A 23,841-nucleotide genomic window follows, 5' to 3' on the forward strand; every position below is an offset into this window, starting at 1 on the left:
GCCTGGTGCATCCTGTGGGGGGGGGATTTGCCCGCTTTCGCAGGATGTGCCTAACGAATTGAATGCGGTCGGGCTCGACGCCCGGCCGGCAGTAGCCGCTTAAGGACCGACGTTCCAATGTTGACCATCGCGCTTTCCAAAGGCCGTATTCTCGACGATACCCTGCCGTTGCTGGCCGAGGCCGGTATCGTGCCGACCGAGAACCCGGACAAGAGCCGCAAACTGATCATCCCCACCACGCAGGACGATGTGCGCCTGCTGATCGTGCGTGCGACCGACGTGCCGACCTATGTCGAGCATGGTGCCGCCGACCTGGGTGTGGCCGGCAAGGATGTGCTGATGGAGTACGGCGGCCAGGGCCTTTACGAGCCCCTGGACCTGCAGATTGCCCGTTGCAAGCTGATGACCGCTGGCGTGGTCGGCGCACCCGAGCCCAAGGGCCGTCTGCGCGTGGCTACCAAGTTCGTCAACGTAGCCAAGCGCTACTACGCCGAACAGGGCCGCCAGGTCGACATCATCAAGCTGTACGGCTCGATGGAACTGGCACCGCTGATCAACCTCGCCGACAAGATCATCGACGTGGTCGATACCGGCAACACCCTGCGTGCCAACGGCCTGGAGCCCCAGGAACTGATCGCCACGATCAGCTCGCGCCTGGTGGTCAACAAGGCCTCCATGAAAATGCAGCACGCCCGTATCCAGAGCCTGATCGACACGCTGCGCGGAGCGGTCGAATCGCGACACCGCGGCTGACTCTCTACCGACTGCGCGCGGCCTTCGCTGCCGCGCCCGTCTATCCGCGTCATAGCCATTTTTCTCGGGTGCCCGCGCGGATGGACTGGTAGCCTAGGGCGCCTGAGCATTCGCCAATAATCGAGGCCCTCGCCATGACCGTGTCCACTGCAATTGCCCGTCTCAACGCTGCTGATCCGGATTTCGCCCGACATCTGGATCATCTGCTGAGCTGGGAAAGTGTGTCCGATGACGCGGTCAACCAGCGCGTGCTCGACATCATCAAGGCCGTGCGCGAGCGCGGCGATGCGGCACTGGTGGAATTCACCCAGCGTTTCGATGGTGTCGATGCCAAGTCCATCGATGACCTGATCCTCGGTCGCGAGCGCCTGGAACTGGCGCTGACCCGCATTACCCCGGCCCAGCGCGAAGCCCTGGAAAAGGCTGCCAACCGTGTGCGCATGTACCACGAGCGGCAGAAGCAGGACTCCTGGCAGTACACTGAGGCCGACGGCACCGTGCTCGGCCAGAAGGTCACCCCGCTGGACCGCGCCGGCCTGTACGTGCCGGGTGGCAAGGCGTCGTACCCATCGTCGGTGCTGATGAACGCCATCCCGGCCAAGGTCGCCGGCGTGGCCGAAGTGGTGATGGTGGTGCCGACCCCGCGTGGCGAGGTCAACGAACTGGTGCTGGCGGCTGCCTGCATCGCCGGTGTCGACCGTGTGTTCACCGTCGGCGGCGCCCAGGCTGTCGCCGCGCTGGCCTACGGTACCGAAAGCGTGCCGCAGGTGGACAAGATCGTCGGCCCGGGCAACATCTACGTCGCCACCGCCAAGCGCCATGTGTTCGGCCAGGTGGGTATCGACATGATCGCCGGTCCGTCGGAAATCCTCGTGGTATGCGACGGCCAGACCGACCCGGACTGGATCGCCATGGACCTGTTCTCCCAGGCCGAGCACGATGAAGATGCCCAGGCCATCCTGGTCAGCCCGGACGCCGCCTTCCTCGACCGCGTTGCCGCCAGCATCGACAAGCTGCTGCCAACCATGGAACGTGCCGAGATCATCGAGAAGTCGATCAATGGCCGTGGCGCGCTGATTCAGGTGCGTGACATGCAGCAGGCCATGGAAGTGGCCAACCGCATTGCCCCGGAGCACCTGGAACTGTCGGTCGCCGACCCGCAGGCCTGGCTGCCGCACATCCGCCACGCTGGCGCGATCTTCATGGGCCGCCACACCAGCGAAGCGCTGGGCGACTACTGCGCAGGGCCCAACCACGTGCTGCCGACCTCCGGTACCGCGCGTTTCTCGTCGCCGCTGGGGGTGTATGACTTCCAGAAGCGTTCGTCGATCATTTTCTGCTCCGAGCAGGGCGCGTCCGAGCTGGGCCACACCGCCTCGGTCCTGGCCCGTGGCGAGTCGCTGACCGCCCACGCCCGCAGCGCCGAATACCGCATTCTGACCCAAGAGAAGGGGAACTGAGCATGAGTCGATTCTGGAGCCCCTTCGTCAAGGACTTGGTGCCTTACGTGCCGGGCGAGCAGCCCAAGCTGGCCCGCCTGGTCAAGCTGAACACCAACGAAAACCCCTACGGCCCGTCGCCCAAGGCGCTGGAGGCCATGCGCGGCGAGCTGAACGACAACCTGCGCCTGTACCCGGACCCGAACGGTGACCGGCTGAAGCAGGCGGTGGCCGAGTACTACGGCGTCACGCCGGCACAAGTGTTCGTCGGCAACGGCTCGGACGAGGTGCTGGCGCACATCTTCCACGGCCTGTTCCAGCACGACGCACCGCTGCTGTTCCCGGACATCAGCTACAGCTTCTACCCGGTCTACTGCGGTCTTTACGGTATTGCCTTCGAGCAGGTGGCGTTGGACGAGCAGTTCCAGATCCGCATCGAGGACTACAACAAGCCCAACGCCGGCATCATCTTCCCCAACCCCAACGCGCCGACCGGCTGCCTGATGCCGCTGCAGGCGGTGGAGCAGTTGCTGCAGGCCAACCGTGATTCGGTGGTGGTGGTCGATGAAGCCTACATCGACTTCGGTGGCGAAACGGCAATCAGCCTGGTGGACCGCTACGACAACTTGCTGGTCACCCAGACCCTGTCGAAGTCGCGCTCGCTGGCCGGGCTGCGGGTTGGCCTGGCGGTTGGCCACCCGGACCTGATCGAAGCGCTGGAGCGGATCAAGAACAGCTTCAACTCCTACCCGCTGGACCGTGCCGCGATCGTCGGCGCAGCGGTGGCGTTCGAGGACCGCGAGTACTTCGAAGAAACCTGCCGCAAGGTGATCGACAGCCGCGAGGTATTGGTCGGGCAACTGCGGGCCAAGGGCTTCGAAGTGCTGCCGTCGGCGGCCAACTTCATCTTCGCCCGCCATCCGCAGCACGATGCCGGTGAGCTGGCTGCACGCCTGCGCGAGCAGGGCGTGATCGTGCGCCACTTCAAGCAGCCGCGCATTGCCCAGTTCCTGCGCATCACCATCGGTACGCCAGAGATGAACCAGGCGCTGCTCGATGCGTTGAACTGACGGTATTGCAAGCTGCCGTGACGCGGCCCTTGTGGGAGCGGGCGTGCCCGCTCCCACAGGGACTTCCAATATCGCCAGAAACCATCGGTATTTGCTGTATTGCCGGTATACATTATGCTGACCAAATTCATCGGATGATTGGTTGAGTTTCATGAGTACCGAATTGACCAAGCGCTCCCTGGTCGAACTGGCCGTCGAGCGCATGCGAGAACGCATCCTGCTGGGCGACTGGCAGGTTGGCCAGCGTTTGCCGACCGAGCCGGAACTGGCCCTGCAGTTGGGCATAAGCCGCAACACCGTACGCGAGGCCATGCGTGTGCTGGCGTTCAGTGGCCTGGTGGAGATTCGCCAGGGGGATGGCAGCTACCTGCGCACGGCCCAGGACCCGCTACAGGCGGTGCAGGCGATGTCGCGCTGCACGCCCGAGCAGGCCCGTGAAACCCGGCACATCCTAGAAGCCGAGGCCATCGGCCTGGCCGCGCTGCGCCGAACCGACGCCGATCTTCAGGCGCTTCGTGATGCCCTGGCCAACAGTGCCGGGCATTTTCACGGTGATATCGATGCTTATGTGGCCTGCGACCTGGTGTTTCACCAGCGGCTGGTCGATGCCGCCCACAACCCGGCCTTGAGTGAGTTGTACCGATACTTTTCCGGGGTGGTTGCTGCCGCGCTGCAGCACAACATGGCAACCGTGCCGCGCTGCCAGGCCACGTTCGACCTGCATGGGCAGATCCTCGCCGCAATCGAGCAACGCGATGCGGAGCAGGCCAAGCGCCTGAGCCGTACCCTTATCGAATCCTGACTCCGAGAAGGCCATGGCTGATTCCATCACCCGTAACACCCCACCGAGCGAGCGGGACCTCGATGAGTTGCTGATCGACGCCGAGGCTGACGACGAGCAGGTCCAACAGCAGCCGGTACAAATACAGCGGCCTTGGCTGTTGTTGCTCGGCCTGGTGCTGGTGGCATTGAACCTGCGCCCGGCATTGTCGAGCATGGCGCCGGTGCTGGGCCAGGTGTCCGAAGGCTTGGGGCTGAATGCCTCACAGGCCGGTTTGCTGACTACCTTGCCAGTGCTGTGCCTGGGCCTGTTCGCCCCTTTGGCGCCGGTGCTGGCGCGGCGCTTTGGCAGCGAGCGGGTGATCCTCGGCATCCTCGCCACCCTGGCGCTTGGCATCGTCGTGCGCAGTAGTCTGGGGGCCACCGGGGTGTTCCTCGGCAGCCTGATGGCCGGGGCCAGTATCGGTATCATTGGCGTGCTGTTGCCGGGCATCGTCAAGCGCGATTTCCCGCAACACGCTGGCACCTTGACCGGCGTATACACCATGGCGCTGTGCCTGGGCGCCGCCATGGCTGCAGGCGCCACGGTGCCCCTGGCCCAGCACTTCAACGACAGCTGGGCGCTGGGGCTTGGCTTCTGGATGCTGCCGGCCCTGCTGGCCATGCTGGTATGGCTGCCGCAGGCCCGCCAGGGTCATGGCCTGCACAAGGTGGCTTATCGCGTGCGTGGGCTATGGCGGGACCCGCTGGCCTGGCAGGTGACCCTGTACATGGGCCTGCAGTCGTCACTGGCCTATATCGTCTTTGGCTGGTTGCCATCGATCCTGATCGGCCGCGGCCTGAGCCCGACCGAGGCAGGGCTGGTGCTGTCGGGGTCGGTGATCGTGCAACTGGTCAGTTCGCTCAGTGCGCCCTGGCTGGCCACTCGCGGCAAGGACCAGCGCCTGGCCATCCTGCTGGTCATGCTGATTACCCTGACCGGCCTGTTCGGTTGCCTGTATGCGCCGCTTTCCGGGCTGTGGGGCTGGGCGGTTGTGCTGGGCCTGGGGCAGGGCGGTACCTTTGCCCTGGCGCTGACCTTGATCGTGCTGCGCTCGAAGGATGCCCATGTCGCGGCGAACCTGTCGAGCATGGCGCAGGGGGTGGGTTATACCCTGGCGTCGATGGGGCCGTTTGCGGTGGGGCTGGTACATGATCTGACCGGGGGGTGGGCGGCAGTGGGGTGGATTTTTGCCGTGCTGGGGGTGGGTGCCATCGTGTTCGGCCTGGGGGCCGGGCGGGCTTTGCATGTGCAGGTGAGCAGCGAGAAAGTCTGAAGGGGCATATGGCATTGCCGGCCTCTTCGCGGGTAAACCCGCTCCCACAGGGATTGCACACATCTTGAAGTCATGTTGTACCTGTGGGAGCGGGTTTACCCGCGAAAGGGCCGGTACTGGCATAACCAACCGGGGAAGATTATCGTGCTGCTTTCGACTCCCAGGACGGATCAGCCCACATGAGCGACGCCAACCGCGACCTGATCACCCGCTTCTACCAGGCCTTCCAGCGCCTGGACGCCGAGGCCATGGTCGCCTGCTACAGCGACGATATCGTCTTCAGCGACCCGGTCTTCGGCACCTTGCGTGGCAAGGATGCAGGCGACATGTGGCGAATGCTCACCAGCCGGGCCAAGGACTTTACCCTGACCTTCGACAACGTCCGCGCCGATGAGCGCACGGGCGCCGCACATTGGGTGGCCACCTACCTGTTCAGCCAGACCGGCCGCATCGTGGTCAATGATATCCAGGCGCGTTTCGTGATCCGTGACGGTTTGATCTGCCAGCACGATGACCACTTCGACTTGTGGCATTGGTCGCGGCAGGCGCTGGGTGTACCTGGCATGCTGCTGGGCTGGTCGCCGCTGGTGCAGAACAAGGTACGCCAGCAGGCGTTCAAAGGATTGCGAGCATTCCAGCAGGCCCAGGGTGAGTGAGCCCGTCGAAATTGCCGCCAGCAAACCCTGGTATGTCTACTTGGTAAGGGCTGCCAATGGATCGCTGTATTGCGGTATCAGCGATGACCCGCAGCGGCGCTTTCTGGCGCACCAGAAAGGGCAGGGCGCGCGTTACTTCAAGACCAGCCCGGCCCAGGCGCTGGTGTATGTGGAGCAATGGCCGGACAAGGGCGAGGCGTTACGCCAGGAGCGGCTGGTGAAGCGGCTGCGCAAGTCGGCGAAGGAGGCGTTGGTGGCCTCCTATGGCGCAGTAGTGGCTGCTAATTAGGGCTGCGCAGCAGCCCTGGGGTCATCAGTCCTTGCGCCGCTTCAACTGATCCACCAAGGTGGTCGGAAGGCCCTTGATGATCAAGGTCCCTGCCGCTTCGTCATACTCGACCTTGTCCCCCAGCAGGTGCGCTTCGAAGCTGATCGACAACCCCTCGGCACGGCCGGTGAAGCGGCGGAACTGGTTGAGGGTGCGCTTGTCCGCAGGGATTTCCGGCGACAGACCGTAGTCCTTGTTGCGGATGTGGTCGTAGAACGCCTTGGGCCGATCCTCGTCGATCAGGCTGGACAGCTCCTCCAGCGTGACCGGTTCGCCCAGCTTGGTCTGGGTAGTGGCGTACTCGACCAGGGTCTGGGTTTTTTCGCGGGCGGACTCTTCCGGCAGGTCTTCGCTCTCGACGAAGTCGCTGAAGGCCTTGAGCAGGGTGCGGGTTTCGCCCGGGCCGTCGACGCCCTCCTGGCAGCCGATGAAGTCACGGAAGTAGTCCGAGACCTTCTTGCCGTTCTTGCCCTTGATGAACGAAATGTACTGTTTGGAGTTCTGGTTGTTCTTCCACTCCGACAGGTTGATGCGCGCCGCCAGGTGCAGTTGGCCAAGGTCGAGGTGCCGCGAAGGCGTCACATCAAGCTCGGCGTTCACTGCCACACCTTCGCTGTGGTGCAGAAGGGCGATCGCCAGGTATTCGGTCATGCCTTGCTGGTAGTGGGCAAAAAGGATGTGGCCGCCGGTGGACAGGTTGGACTCTTCCATCAGCTTTTGCAGGTGCTCCACGGCCACACGGCTGAAGGAGGTAAAGTCCTTTTCTTCGTCCAGGTACTGCTTCAGCCAGCCGCTCAGCGGGTAGGCGCCGGACTCGCCGTGGAAAAAGCCCCAGGCCTTGCCTTGCTTGGCGTTGTAGCTGTCATTGAGGTCGGCCAGCAGGTTTTCGATGGCGTCGGAGGCAGCCAGTTCGGAATCGCGGGCATGCAGCACGGCGGGGCTGCCATCGGGCTTTTTGTCGATCAGGTGAACGATGCAATGACGGATTGGCATGGAATTCTCGGCGAGCTGCAAAAGTCGTCCAGTTTACCCTAGACACCAGGTGATGCAGTGGCCGGATGTTGGCAGAAATGCCGGTTGTTCGTTTTTTGTTCAATTTTTTGCGTTTTGGGCTAAAACCCCCGAAAAACCTGCATTAAATCGAAGCGTGCAGCGGATATTTATCTGCTCCTGTGGTAGTTTTGCGCGGTCTTGCGCCCCTTGTGTGGCGCATTGCTGGCAGCGTGCTGTCGTCGTGTCGAACCAAACGTCGATTTGCGTATCTACATACGCGATTGGCGCGGCCCTCCACTTTCAGGGGCTGGCCCGATAACGTCGTAGTCCGCTGCATAACCATCGAATTTGATAGGGAAGGAACACCACCATGGCATTGACCAAAGACCAACTGATTGCCGACATCGCCGAATCGATCGCCGCGCCAAAAGCCACCGCCAAGAATGCTCTGGAGCAACTGGGCCAGATCGTTGCCGACCAGCTGGAAAACGGCGCTGAAATCACTCTGCCAGGTATCGGCAAACTGAAAGTCGCTGAGCGTCCTGCCCGTACCGGCCGCAACCCTTCGACTGGCGCTGCCATCGAAATCGCTGCCAAGAAAGTCGTCAAGTTCGTTCCGGCCAAAGTGCTGACCGACGCCATCAACAAGTAATTGTTGAAGCTTTGACGAAACCGCGCCCGGCTTGCCCGGACGCGGTTTTTTCATGCCTGGGTTTTACGCGCGGCGTGCCAGGCCTGGCGCGCCTCGTCGTCGTGGAAGCTCCAGGCGACCATGCGGCTTTGCTTCTGCCCCTGGCCCATTTCACTGATGCGCACGGCCTTGGCGCCCGCTTTCCTGAGCGCAGCCTCGATCCCCGGCAAGTTGCTGGCCTTGGACACCAGGCTGGTGAACCACAGTACCCGTTCGGCGTACTGCACGCTTTCACTGACCAGTTGGCTGACAAAGCGGATCTCGCCGCCTTCGCACCACAGTTCGTTGTTCTGGCCACCGAAGTTGAGCACCGGCAGCTTGCGCTTGGGGTCCTGCTTGCCGAGGTTCTTCCACTTGCGCTGGCTGCCACGGGTGGCTTCGTCGCGTGAGGCATGGAAGGGCGGGTTGCACAGGGTCAGGTCGAAGCGTTCGCCCTCCTGCAGCAGGCCGCTGAGGATGTGCGCACGGTTGGCCTGTTGGCGCAGGGTGATGGCCTTGCCCAGGCCGTTGGCCTGGACGATGGCCTTGGCCGAAGCCAGGGCCACGGGGTCGATGTCCGAGCCGAGGAAGCGCCAGCGGTAGTCGCTGTGGCCCAGCAGCGGGTAGATGCAGTTGGCCCCCACGCCGATGTCCAGCGCACGCACCTGGGCGCCCTTGGGGATCTCGCCTGCATTGTCGTCGGCCAGCAGGTCGGCGGCCACGTGAATATAGTCGGCGCGGCCGGGAATCGGCGGGCACAGGTAGTCGGCGGGGATATCCCAGTGCTGGATGCCGTACTGGGCCTTCAGCAGCGCACGGTTGAACACCCGCACGGCCTCGGGGTTGGCGAAGTCGATGCTGGGTTTGCCGTGGGGGTTGGTGATGGTGAAGCGCGCCAGGTCAGGGTGGGCCTTGATCAGGCTGGGGAAGTCGTAGCGGCCCTGGTGGCGGTTGCGCGGGTGCAGGGTGGGTTTTTCGGTCATGGTGGGGTCCTGAAAAGCATCGCCGGCAAGCCAGCTCCCACAGGTACAGCGCTTTCCTGTGGGAGCTGGCTTGCCGGCGATGGGCTGCGAAGCAGCCCGCTATGGCTTCACTTTTGGTTACAGCGCTGCAATCCGCGCATGCTGCTCGGTGAAGTTGGCCAGGGCCTGTTCGGACTCGGCCAGCTTGGCGCGTTCCTTCTCGATCACGGCAGGTGGTGCCTTGTCGACGAAGGCGGCGTTGGACAGCTTGCCACCCACGCGTGCCACTTCACCCTGCAGGCGCTGGATTTCCTTGTTCAGGCGCGCCAGCTCGGCATCCTTGTCGATCAGGCCGGCCATTGGCACTAGCACTTGCAGGTCACCGACCAGGGCGGTGGCCGACAGCGGCGCTTCGTCGGCATCGCCCAGTACGGTGAACGATTCGACCTTGGCCAGCTTCTTCAGCAGGGCTTCGTTTTCCTGCAGGCGACGCTGGTCGTCGGCGTTGGCGTTCTTAAGGAACAGCGGCAGCGGCTTGCCCGGGCCGATGTTCATTTCAGCGCGGATGTTGCGCAGGCCGACCATCAGCTCCTTGAGCCACTCGATGTCGCCTTCGGCGGCAGCATCGATGCGGCTTTCATTGGCCACCGGCCATGGCTGCAGCATGATGGTCTTGCCTTCGATGCCGGCCAGCGGCGCGATGCGCTGCCAGATTTCTTCGGTGATGAACGGCATGAACGGATGCGCCAGGCGCAGCGCCACTTCCAGCACGCGCACCAGGGTGCGGCGGGTGCCACGGGCGCGCTCGACCGGGGCGTTCTCGTCCCACAGCACCGGCTTGGACAGCTCCAGGTACCAGTCGCAGTACTGGTTCCAGATGAACTCGTACAGCGCCTGGCTGGCCAGGTCGAAGCGGAACTGCTCCAGCTGGCGGGTCACTTCGGCTTCGGTACGCTGCAGCTGCGAGATGATCCAGCGGTCGGCCAGCGACAGCTCGTAGGCCTCGCCGTTCTGGCCGCAGTCTTCGCCCTTGTCCAGCACGTAGCGGGCGGCGTTCCAGATCTTGTTGCAGAAGTTGCGGTAGCCTTCGACGCGGCCCATGTCGAACTTGATGTCGCGGCCGGTGGAGGCCAACGAGCAGAAGGTGAAGCGCAGGGCGTCGGTACCGTAGCTGGCGATACCTTCGGGGAACTCGGCCTTGGTCTGCTTGGCGATTTTCTCGGCAAGCTTGGGCTGCATCATGCCGCTGGTGCGTTTTTCCAGCAGGGCGTCGAGGGTGATGCCGTCGACGATGTCCAGCGGGTCCAGCACGTTGCCCTTGGACTTGGACATCTTCTGGCCCTGGCCGTCACGCACCAGGCCGTGCACGTACACGGTCTTGAACGGTACCTGCGGGGTGCCATCCTCGTTCTTGATCAGGTGCATGGTCAGCATGATCATGCGCGCAACCCAGAAGAAGATGATGTCGAAGCCGGTTACCAGCACGTCGGTGGAGTGGAATTTCTTGAGGAACTCGGTCTGTTCCGGCCAGCCCAGGGTGGAGAAGGTCCACAGGCCCGAGCTGAACCAGGTGTCGAGTACGTCGTCGTCCTGGCGCAGGACCACGTCGGCGCCCAGGTTGTGCTTGGCGCGCACTTCTTCCTCGTTGCGGCCGACATAGACCTGGCCGGCCTCGTCGTACCATGCCGGGATGCGGTGGCCCCACCACAGCTGTCGGCTGATGCACCAGTCCTGGATGTCACGCATCCAGGAGAAGTACATGTTCTCGTACTGCTTGGGCACGAACTGGATGCGGCCATCTTCCACGGCGGCGATGGCAGGTTCTGCCAGCGGCTTGGTGGAAACGTACCACTGGTCGGTCAGCCACGGCTCGATGACGGTGCCCGAACGGTCGCCCTTCGGCACTTTCAGCGCGTGGTCGTCGATGCTCACCAGCAGGCCCTGGGCATCCAGGTCGGCGACGATCTGCTTGCGTGCGACGAAGCGGTCGAGGTTGGCGTATTGGGCCGGCAGGCGGGTGTCCACCTGCTCGTTGACGCTGCCGTCGAGGTTGAAGGCCTGCGCGCTGGCCAGCACGAAGGCGTTCTTGTCGAAGATGTTCAGCAGCGGCAGGTTGTGGCGCTTGCCGACTTCGTAGTCGTTGAAGTCGTGGGCCGGGGTGATCTTCACGCAGCCGGTACCGAACTCGGGGTCGCAGTAGTCGTCGGCGATGATCGGGATGCGGCGGCCGACCAGCGGCAGTTCGACGAACTTGCCGATCAGTGCCTGGTAGCGCTCGTCGTTCGGGTTGACCGCCACGGCGGCGTCACCCAGCAGGGTTTCCGGACGGGTGGTGGCGACTACCAGGTAGTCCTTGCCTTCGGCGGTCTTGGCGCCGTCGGCCAGCGGGTAGCGCAGGTTCCACAGGTGGCCCTTCTCGTCGTGGTTTTCCACTTCGAGGTCGGAGATGGCCGTGTGCAGCTTGGTGTCCCAGTTGACCAGGCGCTTGCCACGGTAGATCAGGCCGTCTTCATGCAGGCGCACGAATGCTTCCTTGACCGCTTCGGACAGGCCGTCGTCCATGGTGAAGCGCTCGCGGCTCCAGTCGACCGACGAGCCCAGGCGGCGGATCTGACGGCTGATGTTGCCGCCGGACTGGTCCTTCCATTCCCAGACCTTCTCCAGGAACTTTTCGCGGCCCAGATCATGACGGTTCTGGCCCTTGGCCTCTAGCTGGCGCTCGACCAGCATCTGGGTGGCGATACCGGCGTGGTCGGTGCCTGGCTGCCACAGGGTGTCGCGGCCTTGCATGCGGCGGAAACGGATCAGGGCGTCCATGATCGCGTTGTTGAACCCGTGGCCCATGTGCAGGCTGCCGGTCACGTTCGGCGGCGGGATCATGATGGTGTAGGACTCGCCTGCACCTTGTGGAGCGAAATAGTTCTCGGACTCCCAGGTGTTGTACCAGGAAGTTTCGATGGCGTGCGGCTGGTAGGTCTTATCCATGCGCGGCGGGACCCTGTGCATTTATTCGGGAAAGCCGGGAAGTATAACCAAGCTGGGGGCCGCAGGCGACAAGCTGCTGCTATCTGGCAGGCAGGGACGGCCTATTCGCGGGTAAACCCGCTCCCACAGGAGCTGCGCAAGCTTTCAGACTTGCGCCGGTCCTGTGGGAGCGGGTTTACCCGCGAAGAAGGCACCGCCGAATTTCGGTTTTACTCGGAACGCTTGATCAACCGCTCGATCCGCGCATCCAGCCGGCGCTTGATCTCGTTCTCGATGTGCGGGGTGAAGTCGTTGATCACGTCCTGCATGATCATCTGCGCCGCCGCACGCAGTTCGCTTTCCAGGTGCAGCAGGGTGTCCTGGCGACGGGTTTGCGGGTCGTCTTCGGGTTCGGCAGCTACCGGTTCGGCCGCAGGCACATGGTTGCCGGGCGCTTCTTCCAGCAGCAACGGGATCTGCTCCACCGTCTCGGTCAGCAGCGGTGGTTGCAGGTCGGCGTCGCCAAGCAACTGGCGTATCGACTCGAGGTCATCGAGAAGATGGGCGGAATCGGGCAGGGGGGAGGGCTTGTCCATCGTCGTCAAAGTCGCTGTAAGCGGTGGTCTTGCAGAGCATAGCCCTGTTCACGGTAGAAACGGAATCGTTCACGGGCCGATTGGCGGATGCCAGGCTCTTCGACGACGATTTCGGCCACACGCACGAACTGGCCGACGAAGGCTGGTACGCCGGCGCCCAGGTTGATCAACAGGTCGTGGTGGTCGCCCGCACTGTCGGCGGCCAGGCCCAATGCCACGCTGGCATCGGCATGTACCTCCGCGAGGTCGTGGGGCACGAAGGCCTCGCCCTTGAAGCGCCACAGGCGTTGGTCCAGCTCGGTGCGTTGCTCGGCGTCCTGGCAATGCAGGTAGACCCCGTGGCCAAGGCGCCAGGCCTTTTCGCACAGCTTGCAGGCGAAATCGAGCCGCGCCGACAGCGAGTCGGTGGGCAGGATGTAGAAATCGACTTTGCTCATGGTGGTATCGCCGGCCGGTGGCGCGCGCGGCGCCACCGGCTCAATGGCGTCAGGCGCCGGCGCGGTCCAGCAGGTACTGGGTCAGCAGGGGTACAGGGCGGCCAGTGGCGCCCTTGTCCTTGCCGCCGCTGACCCAGGCAGTGCCGGCGATGTCCATGTGCGCCCAGTCGTAGGCCTTGGCAAAGCGCGACAGGAAGCAGCCGGCGGTGATGGTGCCGGCCTTCGGTCCGCCGATGTTGCCCATGTCGGCGAACGGGCTGTCCAGCTGCTCCTGGTACTCATCGAACAGCGGCAGCTGCCAGGCACGGTCGTCGGCGCGCTTGCCGGCGTCGAGCAACTGGCCGACCAGGTCGTCGTTGTTGCCCATCAGGCCGGTGGTGTGGCTGCCCAGGGCGACGATGCAGGCACCGGTCAGGGTGGCGATGTCGATGACTGCCTGCGGCTTGAAGCGCTCGGCGTAGGTCAGGGTGTCGCACAGCACCAGGCGGCCTTCGGCGTCGGTGTTGAGGATTTCCACGGTCTGCCCGCTCATGGTGGTGACGATGTCACCCGGGCGGGTGGCGCCGCCGCTCGGCATGTTCTCGGCGCAGGCCAGCAGGCACACCAGGTTGACCGGCAGCTGCAGCTCGAGCACCGCACGCAGGGTGCCGAGCACGCTGGCGGCACCGCACATGTCGTACTTCATTTCGTCCATGCCGGCACCAGGCTTGAGGCTGATGCCGCCGGTGTCGAAGGTAATGCCCTTGCCCACCAGCACGAACGGCTTGTCCGCCTTCTTGCCGCCCTGGTAGTTGAGCACGATCAGGCGTGGCGGCTGGTCGCTGCCCTGGCCGACGGCATAGAACGCGCCCATGCCGAGGTCCTTGATCTTCTTCTCGTCCAGCACTTCGACTTTCAGCGCCTTGTGCGCCTTGCCCAGGTCCTTGGCCTGTTCGGCCAGGAAGCTTGGGTGGCACAGGTTGGGCGGCAGGTTGCCCAGGTCGCGCGTGAAGGCCATGCCGGTGGCGATGGCACTGGCATGCTTGACGGCACGTTCGACCTCGGCCTGGCCGGTCTTTTCGGTCAGCAGGGTGACCTTCTTCAGGGCGCGCGGCTCTGCCTTCTGGCTCTTGAAACGATCGAACACGTACTCGCCGTCGAGCAGGGTTTCGGCCAGCAGGCGGTACTTGCCGTAGTGGGCGTCACGGTTGCTGACCGCGATGTCGTCCAGGGCCAGCACGGCGTCAGCGCCGTTCAGACCCTTGAGCACGCCGGCGACGCTGGCGACCAGTTTGCGCCAGGCGCGGTCGCCCAGGGCTTCGTCCTTGCCACTGCCCACCAGCAGCACGCGCTCGGCCTTCAGGCCCGCGAGATTCTGCAGAAGCAGGGTCTGGCCCGGTTTGCCGGCCAGGTCGCCACGCTTGAGCACGGCACTGATGGCACCTTCGCTGGCCTGGTCGACGGCCTTGGCCACAGCGCCGAGCTTGCGGTTTTCACCTACCGGGAGGACCAAGGTGGCGGTTTTTACAGATGCAGCAGCTACGCTTTTTACAACCAGTTCCATGTCAGGATCCCCGAATGATCGATACAGTCGGCGCTGTGTATTCCAGCGCTCTGGACGGGCCTGGCCGCGTCGTCGCGCGCCAGCGGAAAAGCTGCCAGTTTGAGCCTGCGGCAAGCGTGCTGACAACCCCGTTATGCGCCTTCATGCGCGGCGAAGTGACAGGGGCGGTCAATCACAGGATAATGCGCGCACTTTACATGGAGGTTCGCCTTTGGCGAACCGGCATTGGTCTTGGCTGTACTAAGTCATTGTTTGGCGCCATTGATTGGCAGTCCGCCCTGACAACCCAGGAGTGTCTGGTTTGATCGTCTTTCGTTATCTGTCCCGCGAGGTCCTGGTGACCTTGAGCGCCGTCAGCGCCGTGCTGCTGGTGATCATCATGAGCGGGCGCTTCATCAAGTACCTGGCCCAGGCTGCCCAGGGTGTGCTCGACCCGAGCGTACTGTTCCTGATCATGGGCTTCCGTCTGCCGGGCTTCCTGCAGCTTATCCTGCCTTTGGGGCTGTTCCTCGGCATTCTCCTGGCGTACGGGCGCCTGTACCTGGAAAGCGAGATGACCGTGCTGTCGGCCACCGGTATGAGCCAGCAGCGCCTGCTGGGCTTGACCATGGCGCCGGCCGCCGTGGTCGCCCTGCTGGTGGCCTGGCTGAGCCTGAGCCTGGCGCCGCTTGGTGTTGCCCAGGTGCAGCAGATCATCAGCCAGCAGGATGCCCTGACAGAGTTCGACACCCTGGTGCCGGGCCGCTTCCAGACCCTGCGCGACGGCTCTCGGGTGACCTACACCGAAGAACTGTCGGATGACCGCATCAACCTGGCCGGGGTGTTCATTTCCGAGAAGCGCTTCAACCAGGACAAGACGAAGGACCGCGCCCCGTCGGTGCTGGTTGCCGAAAAAGGCCATCAGGAAATCCAGGCCGACGGCAACCGCTACCTGGTGCTGGAAAACGGTTACCGTTACGACGGCAACCCGGGCCAGGCCGATTACCGTGCTATCAAGTACGACACCTACGGCGTGCTGCTGCCCAAGCCGGAAGTCGCCGAGGAAGTGACCGATCGCGAAGCCATCCCCACTTCCGAGCTGATCGGCAAGAAGGACCTGCGTGAGCGCGCTGAGCTGCAATGGCGGCTGTCGCTGCCGATCCTGGTGTTCATCGTCACCATGCTGGCGGTGCCGCTGTCCCGGGTCAACCCGCGCCAGGGTCGCTTCCTCAAGCTGCTGCCGGCAATTCTTCTGTACATGGCTTACCTGACAATGCTGATTTCCGTACGTGGCGCCCTAGAGAAGGGCAAACTGCCGATCGCCCTGGGCATGTGGTGGGTCCACGGCCTGTTCCTGCTGATCGGTCTGGGCCTGATGTACTGGGAGCCGCTGCGCCTCAAGCGCGCTGCCCGTCGTGCGGAGGTGGCCCATGGGTAAGCTCGACCGCTACATCGGCCAGAGCGTTCTGCTGGCCATTCTCGCCGTGTTGGGGATCATCCTCGGCCTGGCTTCGCTGTTTGCCTTCATCGACGAGATGAACGACCTGAGTGACACCTACACGGTGATGGAGGCGGGCAACTTCGTCCTGCTGACCGCACCACGGCGCCTGTACGAAATGCTGCCGATGGCCGCCTTGATCGGCTGCCTGATTGGCCTGGGCAGCCTGGCCAGCAGCAGCGAACTGACCATCATGCGTGCTGCCGGGGTTTCCATCGGGCGCATCGTCTGGGCGGTGATGAAGCCGATGCTGGTACTGATGCTGGTCGGCCTGCTGATTGGCGAGTACGTGGCGCCGGTGACCGAGAACAAGGCCCAGGCCGACCGTTCCCTGGCCCAGGGCGGTGGTGAGGCGCAAAGCTCCAAGCGCGGCATGTGGCACCGCCAGGGCGAGGAGTACGTGCACATCAACGCCGTGCAGCCTAACGGCCTGCTGCTGGGTGTGACCCGTTACCGCTTCGACAGCGAGCGCAAGATCGTCACCTCCAGCTTCGCCCGCCGTGCACAGTACCAGGACGACCACTGGATGCTCAGCGACGTGCGCACCACCTTCTTCCGTGGCGACCACACTGAAGTGGTGACCGCGCCGCAGGAGCGCTGGGACGTTTCGCTCACCCCACAACTGCTCAATACCGTGATCCTGGCGCCGGAGTCGCTGTCCATCACTGGGCTGTGGGGCTACATCCACTACCTGTCCGACCAGGGCCTGAACAATGCCCGTTACTGGCTGGCGTTCTGGACCAAGGTATTGCAGCCGATGGTGACCGCGGCGCTGGTGCTGATGGCCATTTCCTTCATCTTCGGCCCGCTGCGTTCGGTAACCCTTGGCCAGCGCGTGTTCACCGGTGTACTGGTGGGCTTCGTGTTCCGCATCGCCCAGGACCTGTTGGGGCCTTCGAGCCAGGTGTTCGGCTTCCCGCCGCTGCTGGCGGTGGTGATCCCGGCAGGCATCTGTGCGCTGGCCGGTGTGTGGTTGTTGCGCCGGGCAGGTTGATGGCCTGAGCTGTACAAAAAAGCCGACCTCGGGGTCGGCTTTTTCATGGGTGTTCACCTGTGCGGGCCCCTTCGCGGGTAAACCCGCTCCCACAGGAATCGCACCGGTCGTGATGCCTGTGCTGCACCTGTGGGAGCGGGTTTACCCGCGAAGAGGCCAGCACAGGCAATACAGGTCTCAGCTCATTTCTTCGGCTTCGGCACCCGCACCAGCTGGCTTTCCGAATAGATGTCATGCCAGCCCCTCTGGCGCTTGTCGATCAACGCCCAGAAAAAACCCAGCCCCAGGCACAGCCACGAGGCAATCGACACCACGAAGCGCAGCAGCGCCTGCCACAGGCTGATGGCCGTGCCATCGGCGTTCTGCACCCGCACGCCCCACACCTGCATGCCCAGGGTCTGCCCGCCATGGGTCCAGAACTTGGCAAAGAAACCGAACAGGACGAACAGCAGCACCGTCGACAGCAGAGGGTCGCCGTCCAGTGCGCCAGCCTCGGTCAATTCACGCATGCGGGCTTCGCCGATGATCGCCATCTGGATCATCTTGTAGGCGCCGGCGGTCACGATCAGCAGCGCCGTGCACAGCAGGAAGTCGTAGAACATCGCCGCCAGGCGCCGGCCCAGGCCGACCGGCGGAAAATCACCCTGAGGTGTGAGCTGAGGCTTGGACATGCAAAACGGCTCCAGAAGACGAAGCCGCTATTCTACGGGCAAAAAAAGCCCCTGCACATGGCAGGGGCTTTTCTCGAAGTCGGGTTCGGCTTAGCCGGCGACCTGAACTTTGTCAGCCTGCATGCCTTTCTGGCCCTGGACTGCTTCGAAGGTGACCTTCTGGCCTTCTTTCAGGCTCTTGAAGCCGTTACCTTCGATAGCGCGGAAGTGCACGAACAGATCCGGACCGCTCTCTGGGGTGATGAAGCCGTAACCTTTTTCGTCATTGAACCACTTGACGGTACCGTTCTGACGCTCAGCCATTGTCTTATTTCCTATGAAGCTTGAATTTTGATGACAGTTTCTTTTGCAATAAAGGAAGCAAAAGATTACTGGGCTGGGTTGCAGGAAAGTAAGAGACGTCGAACGGGTTGTAGCAGATTGCGGCTACTGGCCCAGGTCACGAACTGTTGCGACCCATGCAAACACAGTGCAGTGACTCTACGCCAACTCCCGAGCGAAAAACAAGCCCTTGGTCGTATGGAAAATCGGCCGTTTGCCGATAACCGACCGATTTGTCGGAAACGGCATGGCGCCTGGCCTGGCGCCATGTTCAAAAGTTATTGGACAGGTTCGAAAACGAATATGTCGAACCTGCCCGCAACCTTCACAAAGCGGCTTCAGCCCCGGTAGTAACGTTGTGCCACAAAAGGCATTTTGCTGACTTTCAAGGCAACCTTCTTGCCACGCACCACGGCAAACAGTGGGGTGTCGATAGCGGTATGTTCACTATCGATATAACCCATTGCTACAGGTGCACCGAGTGTCGGGCCAAAGCCGCCGCTGCACACTTTGCCTACAGGTTTATCGTTTGCATCGACAATATCCGCGCCTTCACGTACTGGGGTACGCTCCTGCGGCAACAGGCCCACACGTTTGCGCGCCACACCATCACGCTGATGGGCGAAGATGGCTTCGGCACCCGGGAAGCCGGCGGCACGCGCGCCATCGGCACGGCGAACCTTGGAAATAGCCCACAGCAGGCTGGCTTCCACCGGCGTGGTTTCGGTATTCATGTCGTGGCCATACAGGCACAGGCCGGCTTCCAGGCGCAGCGAGTCACGCGCACCCAGGCCGATCGGTTGTACTTCGGGCTCTGCCAGCAGGCGGCGGGCCAGGGCTTCGGCGGCAAGTGCCGGTACCGAGATTTCGTAGCCGTCTTCGCCGGTGTAGCCTGAGCGGCTGACAAAGCAGTCTTCGCCCAGCAGTTTCACCGGGCGGAACTGCATGAAGGTCATGCCGGCCACTTCCGGGGCCAGGCGCTCCAGCACCTTGACCGCTGCCGGGCCTTGCAGGGCCAGCAGTGCGCGTTGCTCGAACAGCGGCTGCACCTCGCAACGGCTGCCGATGTGCGCTTGCAGGTGGGCCAGGTCCTGGTCCTTGCAGGCGGCGTTGACCACAAGGAACAGCGTGTCGTCGCCCAGGTTGGCAACCATCAGGTCGTCGAGGATGCCGCCTTGCTCATTGGTGAACATGGCATAGCGCTGCATGCCCACCGGCAGGTCGATGATATCCACCGGCACCAGGCTTTCCAGGGCCTTGGCGGCATCGGTGCCGCGCAGGGTGATCTGGCCCATGTGCGAGACATCGAACAGGCCGGCCTGCTCGCGCGTGTGCAGGTGTTCCTTGAGCACGCCCAACGGGTACTGCACCGGCATGTCATAGCCGGCGAACGGCACCATGCGCGCACCCAGTTCCAGGTGCAGGGCGTGCAGTGGGGTCTTGAGCAGTGTTTCGGACATCGGTGACTCCTTGCTGTTGTTGTCGGGTCAACATTCGATGATGTTGACGGCCAGGCCGCCACGGGCGGTCTCTTTGTATTTGCTTTTCATGTCGGCGCCGGTCTGGCGCATGGTGCGGATGACCTTGTCGAGCGACACGTAGTGCTGCCCGTCGCCGCGCAAGGCCATGCGCACCGCGTTGATCGCCTTCACCGAGCCCATGGCGTTGCGCTCGATGCAAGGCACCTGGACCAGCCCGCCAATCGGGTCGCAGGTCAGGCCCAGGTTGTGTTCCATGCCGATTTCGGCAGCGTTTTCCACCTGTTGCACGCTGCCACCCATCACCTCGCACAGCGCCCCGGCGGCCATCGAACAGGCCACGCCGACCTCGCCCTGGCAGCCTACTTCGGCACCGGAGATGGAGGCGTTTTCCTTGTACAGGATGCCGATGGCCGCGGCGGTGAGCAGAAACCGCACCACCCCGTCCTCGTTGGCTCCCGGTACGAAGCGCATGTAGTAGTGCAGCACCGCCGGGACAATGCCCGCCGCGCCGTTGGTCGGCGCGGTGACCACGCGCCCGCCGTAGGCGTTTTCCTCGTTCACTGCCAGTGCATAGAGGTTGACCCAGTCGAGCACCGACAGGGCATCGCGCAAGCTGGCTTCCGGGTTGCGGCTCAGTTGGCGGTACAACGCCGGCGCCCGGCGCTTGACCTTCAGCCCGCCCGGCAGGATGCCTTCATGCTGGCAACCGGCTTCGACGCAGTCCTGCATCACCTGCCAGATGCGCAGCAGCCTGGCACGGGTTTCCGCCTCGGGGCGCCAAGCCGCCTCGTTGGCCAGCATTACCTGGCTGATCGACAGGTTTTGCCCGGTGCAATGGCCGAGCAGCTCCTTGGCGGTCTTGAACGGGTAGGTCAGCGGTGTGCTGTCCTCGACGATGCGGTCGTGGCCGGCAGCGTCCTGGTCGACCACGAAACCGCCGCCCACCGAGTAATACTCGCGGCTGCGGATTTGCAGGCCGGCCTCGTCGAAGGCGCGGAAGATCATGCCGTTGGGGTGGTAGTCCAGCGGCTTGCGGATCATCGCCAGGTGCTGCTTTTCGATGAACGCGATGCTGTGCTCGCCGAGCAGGTTCAGCCGACCGCTGTCGCGGATGGCCTGCAGGCGGGCAGGGATGGTGTCGGTGTCGATGACATCGGGGTGTTCGCCTTCAAGGCCCAGCAGCACGGCCTTGTCGCTGCCGTGGCCCTTGCCGGTGGCGCCGAGCGAGCCGTACAGCTCGGCCTTGACGCTAACCGTGCGGGCGAGCAGGCCATCACGACGCAGCCCTTCGGCGAAACGCGCGGCGGCGCGCATCGGGCCGACCGTGTGCGAGCTGGAGGGGCCGATGCCGATCTTGAACAGGTCGAAGACGCTCAAAGACATGGTGACCTCCTGCCAGGTTGATTGGGCGGACGGTGAACCCTGTGGGAGCGGGTTTACCCGCGAATGCGGCGGTAGAGCCACCATCTCATTCGCGGGTAAACCCGCTCCCACAGGCCGCCACCCAAGCCAGGTGGCGGGGGAAGGGCTATCAGGCGTCCTGATAGCTCTCGATCGACGGGCAGGCGCACACCAGGTTGCGGTCGCCGAACACGTTGTCGACCCGACCGACCGGCGGCCAGTACTTGCCTTCCACCAGGCTTGGCAGCGGGTACACCGCCTGCTCGCGGCTGTAGCCATGGGCCCATTCGCCAACCAGCTCGGCCGCAGTGTGCGGGGCGTTCTTCAGCGGGTTGTCGTCCTTGTCCAGGCTGCCGTTCTCGACCGCGCGAATTTCTTCGCGGATCTGGATCATCGCGTCGCAGAAGCGGTCCAGTTCTTCCTTGGACTCGCTTTCGGTCGGTTCGATCATCAGCGTGCCCGCCACCGGGAAGGACATGGTCGGGGCGTGGAAGCCGAAGTCGATCAGGCGCTTGGCCACGTCGTCGACGCTGATGCCGCTGGTGTCCTTCAGCGGGCGCAGGTCGAGGATGCACTCGTGGGCCACCAGGCCATTGCCGCCGGTATACAGAACAGGATAGTGCTCTTCCAGGCGACGGGCGATGTAGTTGGCGTTGAGGATCGCCATCTGCGAGGCACGCTTGAGACCGGCACCGCCCATCATGCGGATATACATCCAGGTGATCGGCAGGATGCTGGCGCTGCCGAACGGCGCGGCACAAACCGCGCCCTCGGTGTTTTCCAGCTGCGCGTGGCCGGGCAGGAACGGCGCCAGGTGCGACTTGACACCGATCGGGCCGACGCCCGGGCCGCCACCGCCGTGCGGGATGCAGAAGGTCTTGTGCAGGTTCAGGTGGGAAACGTCGCCGCCGAACTTGCCCGGGGCGCACAGGCCGACCATGGCGTTCATGTTGGCGCCGTCGATGTACACCTGGCCACCGTTGTCGTGGATGATCGCGCAGATTTCGCCGATCGCTTCCTCGAATACGCCGTGGGTCGACGGGTAGGTGATCATGATCGCGGCCAGGCGCTCGCGGTGCTCGATGGCCTTGGCGCGCAGGTCCTCGACATCGACGTTGCCGCGGGCATCACAGGCGGTGACCACCACGCGCATGCCGGCCATGTGCGCGGTTGCCGGGTTGGTGCCGTGGGCCGACGACGGGATCAGGCAGATGTCGCGGTGGCCTTCGCCACGGCTACGGTGGTAGGCGCGGATGGCCAGCAGGCCTGCGTACTCGCCCTGGGAACCGGCGTTGGGCTGCAGCGACACGGCGTCGTAGCCGGTGGCGGCGCAGAGCATGGCTTCCAGCTCGGTGGTCATCTGCAGGTAGCCCTGGCTCTGCTCGGCCGGGGCGAACGGGTGCAGGTTGCCGAACTCGGCCCAGGTGACCGGGATCATTTCGCTGGCGGCGTTCAGCTTCATGGTGCACGAGCCCAGCGGGATCATGCTGCGATCCAGCGCCAGGTCCTTGTCGGCAAGGCGGCGCAGGTAGCGCATCAGCTCGGTTTCGCTGTGGTAGCGGTTGAATACCGGGTGCGAGAGGATGGCCGACTGGCGCAGCAGGGCGGCAGGCAGCAGCGAGCCGGTGCTGGCGGCCAGCGCGTTGAAGTCCGGCTGGGCCTGGTCGCCACCGATCAGTTGCCACAGGCTCTCGACATCGGCCTGGCTAGTGGTTTCGTCCAGCGACAGGCCCACGTGGGCAGCGTCGATCTGGCGCAGGTTGATGCCCTGGGCGCGGGCCTTGTCATGCAGGCTGGCAGTGGCGCTGCCGGTGGCCAGGGTCAGGGTGTCGAAGGCGCTGGCGCCCACTACCTGCACGCCCAGCGTCTTCAGGCCGGCGGCCAGGATCGCGGTCAGGGCATGGGTACGTTCGGCGATGCGCTTGAGGCCGGCCGGGCCGTGGTACACGGCGAACATGCTGGCGATGTTGGCCAGCAGCACCTGGGCGGTGCAGATGTTGCTGGTGGCCTTTTCGCGGCGGATGTGCTGTTCGCGGGTCTGCATGGCCAGGCGCAGGGCGGTCTTGCCGAAGCGGTCGATCGACACGCCGACCAGGCGGCCTGGCATGTCGCGCTTGAATGCGTCACGGGTGGAGAAGTAGGCCGCGTGCGGGCCACCAAAGCCCAGCGGCACACCGAAGCGCTGGGCGCTGCCGATGGCCACGTCGGCGCCAAACTCGCCCGGCGGGGTCAGCAGGGTCAGGGCCAGCAGGTCGGCGGCCACGGCGACCAGGGCGTTGGCGGCGTGGAAGCGCTCGACCACTTCGCGGTAGTCGAACACTTCACCGTTGCTGGCCGGGTATTGCAGCAGGGCGCCGAAGAAGGCGCTGACATCGCCCAGCTCGCGTTCGTCGCCGACCACTATCTCGATACCCAGCGGCTCGGCACGGGTGCGCAGCACGTCGAGGGTTTGCGGGTGGCAGTGCACGGAGGCGAAGAAGGCGTGGCTGGCCTTGTTCTTCGACAGGCGCTTGCAGAAGGTCATGGCCTCGGCCGCAGCGGTGGCTTCGTCGAGCAGGGAGGCGTTGGCGATCGGCAGGCCGGTCAGGTCGCTGATCAGGGTCTGGAAGTTCAGCAGCGCTTCCAGGCGGCCCTGGGAAATTTCTGGCTGGTACGGGGTATAGGCGGTGTACCAGGCCGGGTTTTCCAGCAGGTTGCGCAGGATCGGCGCCGGAGTGTGGGTGTTGTAGTAGCCCTGGCCGATGTAGCTCTTGAACAGCTGGTTTTTGCCGGCGATGGCCTTGAGCGCGGCAAGGGCGTCGGCTTCGCTTTGGCCGTCGTGCGAGCCGAGCACGCTGGTGCCTTTGATGCTGTCGGGAATGACGGCGGCGGTCATGGCTTCCAGCGAGTCGAAGCCGAGGGCGGCCAGCATGGCTTGCTCGTCAGCGGCGCGCGGGCCGATGTGGCGGGCGATGAATTCGTTGGCGGTGCCGAGGTTGATAGTCATGGC

Annotated in this window: 22 protein-coding genes; 11 read left to right on the forward strand and 11 right to left on the reverse strand. The window is 63.9% G+C overall.

Annotation, left to right across the window (positions count from 1 at the left end; translation table 11 throughout):
• Positions 1-117 precede the first annotated feature (117 nt).
• The 7 genes from hisG (at position 118) to QN085_RS04965 (ending at position 6,303) form a co-directional block, all read left to right on the forward strand.
• Positions 118-753, forward strand: coding sequence for an ATP phosphoribosyltransferase (gene hisG / locus QN085_RS04935; protein WP_003257924.1), 636 nt, complete (start codon positions 118-120; stop codon positions 751-753).
• Positions 754-887: 134 nt separating this feature from the next.
• The gene (gene hisD, locus QN085_RS04940; RefSeq protein WP_013971086.1) at positions 888-2,213 is read left to right on the forward strand and encodes a histidinol dehydrogenase; all 1,326 of its coding nucleotides are present in this window, start codon (positions 888-890) and stop codon (positions 2,211-2,213) included.
• A gap of 2 nt (positions 2,214-2,215) precedes the next feature.
• The gene (hisC, locus tag QN085_RS04945) at positions 2,216-3,262 is read left to right on the forward strand and encodes a histidinol-phosphate transaminase (protein ID WP_013971087.1); all 1,047 of its coding nucleotides are present in this window, start codon (positions 2,216-2,218) and stop codon (positions 3,260-3,262) included.
• A gap of 151 nt (positions 3,263-3,413) precedes the next feature.
• A complete protein-coding gene (locus QN085_RS04950; protein ID WP_013971088.1) occupies positions 3,414-4,064 on the forward strand; it encodes a FadR/GntR family transcriptional regulator in 651 nt (216 codons plus the stop codon).
• A 13-nt stretch (positions 4,065-4,077) separates the two neighbouring features.
• Positions 4,078-5,358, forward strand: a complete 1,281-nt coding sequence (locus tag QN085_RS04955; RefSeq protein WP_023660771.1) for a CynX/NimT family MFS transporter — start codon at positions 4,078-4,080, stop codon at positions 5,356-5,358.
• Between the two features lie 179 nt (positions 5,359-5,537).
• On the forward strand, positions 5,538-6,014 hold the full coding sequence (locus QN085_RS04960; protein WP_023660979.1) for a nuclear transport factor 2 family protein: 477 nt from the start codon (positions 5,538-5,540) through the stop codon (positions 6,012-6,014).
• On the forward strand, positions 6,007-6,303 hold the full coding sequence (locus tag QN085_RS04965) for a GIY-YIG nuclease family protein (RefSeq protein ID WP_013971092.1): 297 nt from the start codon (positions 6,007-6,009) through the stop codon (positions 6,301-6,303). The genes QN085_RS04960 and QN085_RS04965 overlap by 8 nt, the downstream gene beginning before the upstream one ends.
• A gap of 24 nt (positions 6,304-6,327) precedes the next feature.
• Here QN085_RS04965 and yejK read toward each other — a convergent pair whose 3' ends face one another.
• Positions 6,328-7,335 carry a nucleoid-associated protein YejK gene (gene yejK / locus QN085_RS04970; RefSeq protein ID WP_013971093.1) on the reverse strand — a complete coding sequence of 336 codons (1,008 nt, stop codon included), beginning with the start codon at positions 7,333-7,335 and terminating at the stop codon, positions 6,328-6,330.
• A 370-nt stretch (positions 7,336-7,705) separates the two neighbouring features.
• Between yejK and QN085_RS04975 the strand changes: the two genes are divergently transcribed.
• On the forward strand, positions 7,706-7,987 hold the full coding sequence (locus QN085_RS04975; protein WP_003257928.1) for an HU family DNA-binding protein: 282 nt from the start codon (positions 7,706-7,708) through the stop codon (positions 7,985-7,987).
• A 50-nt stretch (positions 7,988-8,037) separates the two neighbouring features.
• On the opposite strand, the gene rlmF is transcribed toward QN085_RS04975, so the two are convergent.
• From rlmF to QN085_RS05000, 5 genes are all read right to left on the reverse strand, one after another.
• Positions 8,038-8,988, reverse strand: coding sequence for a 23S rRNA (adenine(1618)-N(6))-methyltransferase RlmF (rlmF, locus tag QN085_RS04980; protein ID WP_013971094.1), 951 nt, complete (start codon positions 8,986-8,988; stop codon positions 8,038-8,040).
• A 117-nt stretch (positions 8,989-9,105) separates the two neighbouring features.
• On the reverse strand, positions 9,106-11,952 hold the full coding sequence (locus tag QN085_RS04985) for a valine--tRNA ligase (RefSeq protein WP_013971095.1): 2,847 nt from the start codon (positions 11,950-11,952) through the stop codon (positions 9,106-9,108).
• Between the two features lie 209 nt (positions 11,953-12,161).
• Complete coding sequence (locus QN085_RS04990; protein ID WP_013971096.1) at positions 12,162-12,527, reverse strand: hypothetical protein; 366 nt, start codon at positions 12,525-12,527, stop codon at positions 12,162-12,164.
• A 5-nt stretch (positions 12,528-12,532) separates the two neighbouring features.
• On the reverse strand, positions 12,533-12,964 hold the full coding sequence (locus QN085_RS04995) for a DNA polymerase III subunit chi (protein ID WP_031325201.1): 432 nt from the start codon (positions 12,962-12,964) through the stop codon (positions 12,533-12,535).
• Positions 12,965-13,013: 49 nt separating this feature from the next.
• Positions 13,014-14,507 carry a leucyl aminopeptidase gene (locus QN085_RS05000; RefSeq protein WP_013971098.1) on the reverse strand — a complete coding sequence of 498 codons (1,494 nt, stop codon included), beginning with the start codon at positions 14,505-14,507 and terminating at the stop codon, positions 13,014-13,016.
• A gap of 14 nt (positions 14,508-14,521) precedes the next feature.
• Here QN085_RS05000 and QN085_RS05005 point away from each other — a divergent pair, with 14 nt between their 5' ends.
• From QN085_RS05005 to lptG, 3 genes are read left to right on the forward strand one after another with little or no spacing between them, the layout of a single operon-like run.
• The gene (locus QN085_RS05005) at positions 14,522-14,812 is read left to right on the forward strand and encodes a hypothetical protein (RefSeq protein WP_023661648.1); all 291 of its coding nucleotides are present in this window, start codon (positions 14,522-14,524) and stop codon (positions 14,810-14,812) included.
• Positions 14,809-15,924 carry an LPS export ABC transporter permease LptF gene (gene lptF / locus QN085_RS05010; RefSeq protein WP_013971099.1) on the forward strand — a complete coding sequence of 372 codons (1,116 nt, stop codon included), beginning with the start codon at positions 14,809-14,811 and terminating at the stop codon, positions 15,922-15,924. Before QN085_RS05005 ends, lptF begins: the two co-directional genes overlap by 4 nt.
• Positions 15,917-16,978 carry an LPS export ABC transporter permease LptG gene (gene lptG / locus QN085_RS05015; protein ID WP_013971100.1) on the forward strand — a complete coding sequence of 354 codons (1,062 nt, stop codon included), beginning with the start codon at positions 15,917-15,919 and terminating at the stop codon, positions 16,976-16,978. Before lptF ends, lptG begins: the two co-directional genes overlap by 8 nt.
• A 182-nt stretch (positions 16,979-17,160) precedes the next feature.
• On the opposite strand, the gene QN085_RS05020 is transcribed toward lptG, so the two are convergent.
• The 5 genes from QN085_RS05020 to gcvP form a co-directional block, all read right to left on the reverse strand.
• Entirely contained in the window at positions 17,161-17,649 is a 489-nt protein-coding gene (locus QN085_RS05020; protein WP_041506243.1) for an RDD family protein, read from the reverse strand.
• A 90-nt stretch (positions 17,650-17,739) separates the two neighbouring features.
• Positions 17,740-17,952 (reverse strand): cold-shock protein, encoded by a 213-nt coding sequence (locus QN085_RS05025; protein ID WP_003257941.1) that lies wholly within the window; start codon positions 17,950-17,952, stop codon positions 17,740-17,742.
• Positions 17,953-18,308: 356 nt separating this feature from the next.
• Complete coding sequence (gcvT, locus tag QN085_RS05030; protein ID WP_023661647.1) at positions 18,309-19,430, reverse strand: glycine cleavage system aminomethyltransferase GcvT; 1,122 nt, start codon at positions 19,428-19,430, stop codon at positions 18,309-18,311.
• Between the two features lie 27 nt (positions 19,431-19,457).
• The gene (locus tag QN085_RS05035) at positions 19,458-20,834 is read right to left on the reverse strand and encodes an L-serine ammonia-lyase (protein ID WP_023661646.1); all 1,377 of its coding nucleotides are present in this window, start codon (positions 20,832-20,834) and stop codon (positions 19,458-19,460) included.
• Positions 20,835-20,982: 148 nt separating this feature from the next.
• On the reverse strand, positions 20,983-23,838 hold the full coding sequence (gene gcvP, locus QN085_RS05040) for an aminomethyl-transferring glycine dehydrogenase (RefSeq protein ID WP_041506242.1): 2,856 nt from the start codon (positions 23,836-23,838) through the stop codon (positions 20,983-20,985).
• Positions 23,839-23,841: the final 3 nt, after the last annotated feature.

The sequence above is a fragment of the Pseudomonas sp. M2(2023) genome, assembly GCF_030263955.1.
Taxonomy (GTDB): Bacteria; Pseudomonadota; Gammaproteobacteria; order Pseudomonadales; family Pseudomonadaceae; genus Aquipseudomonas; species Aquipseudomonas asiatica.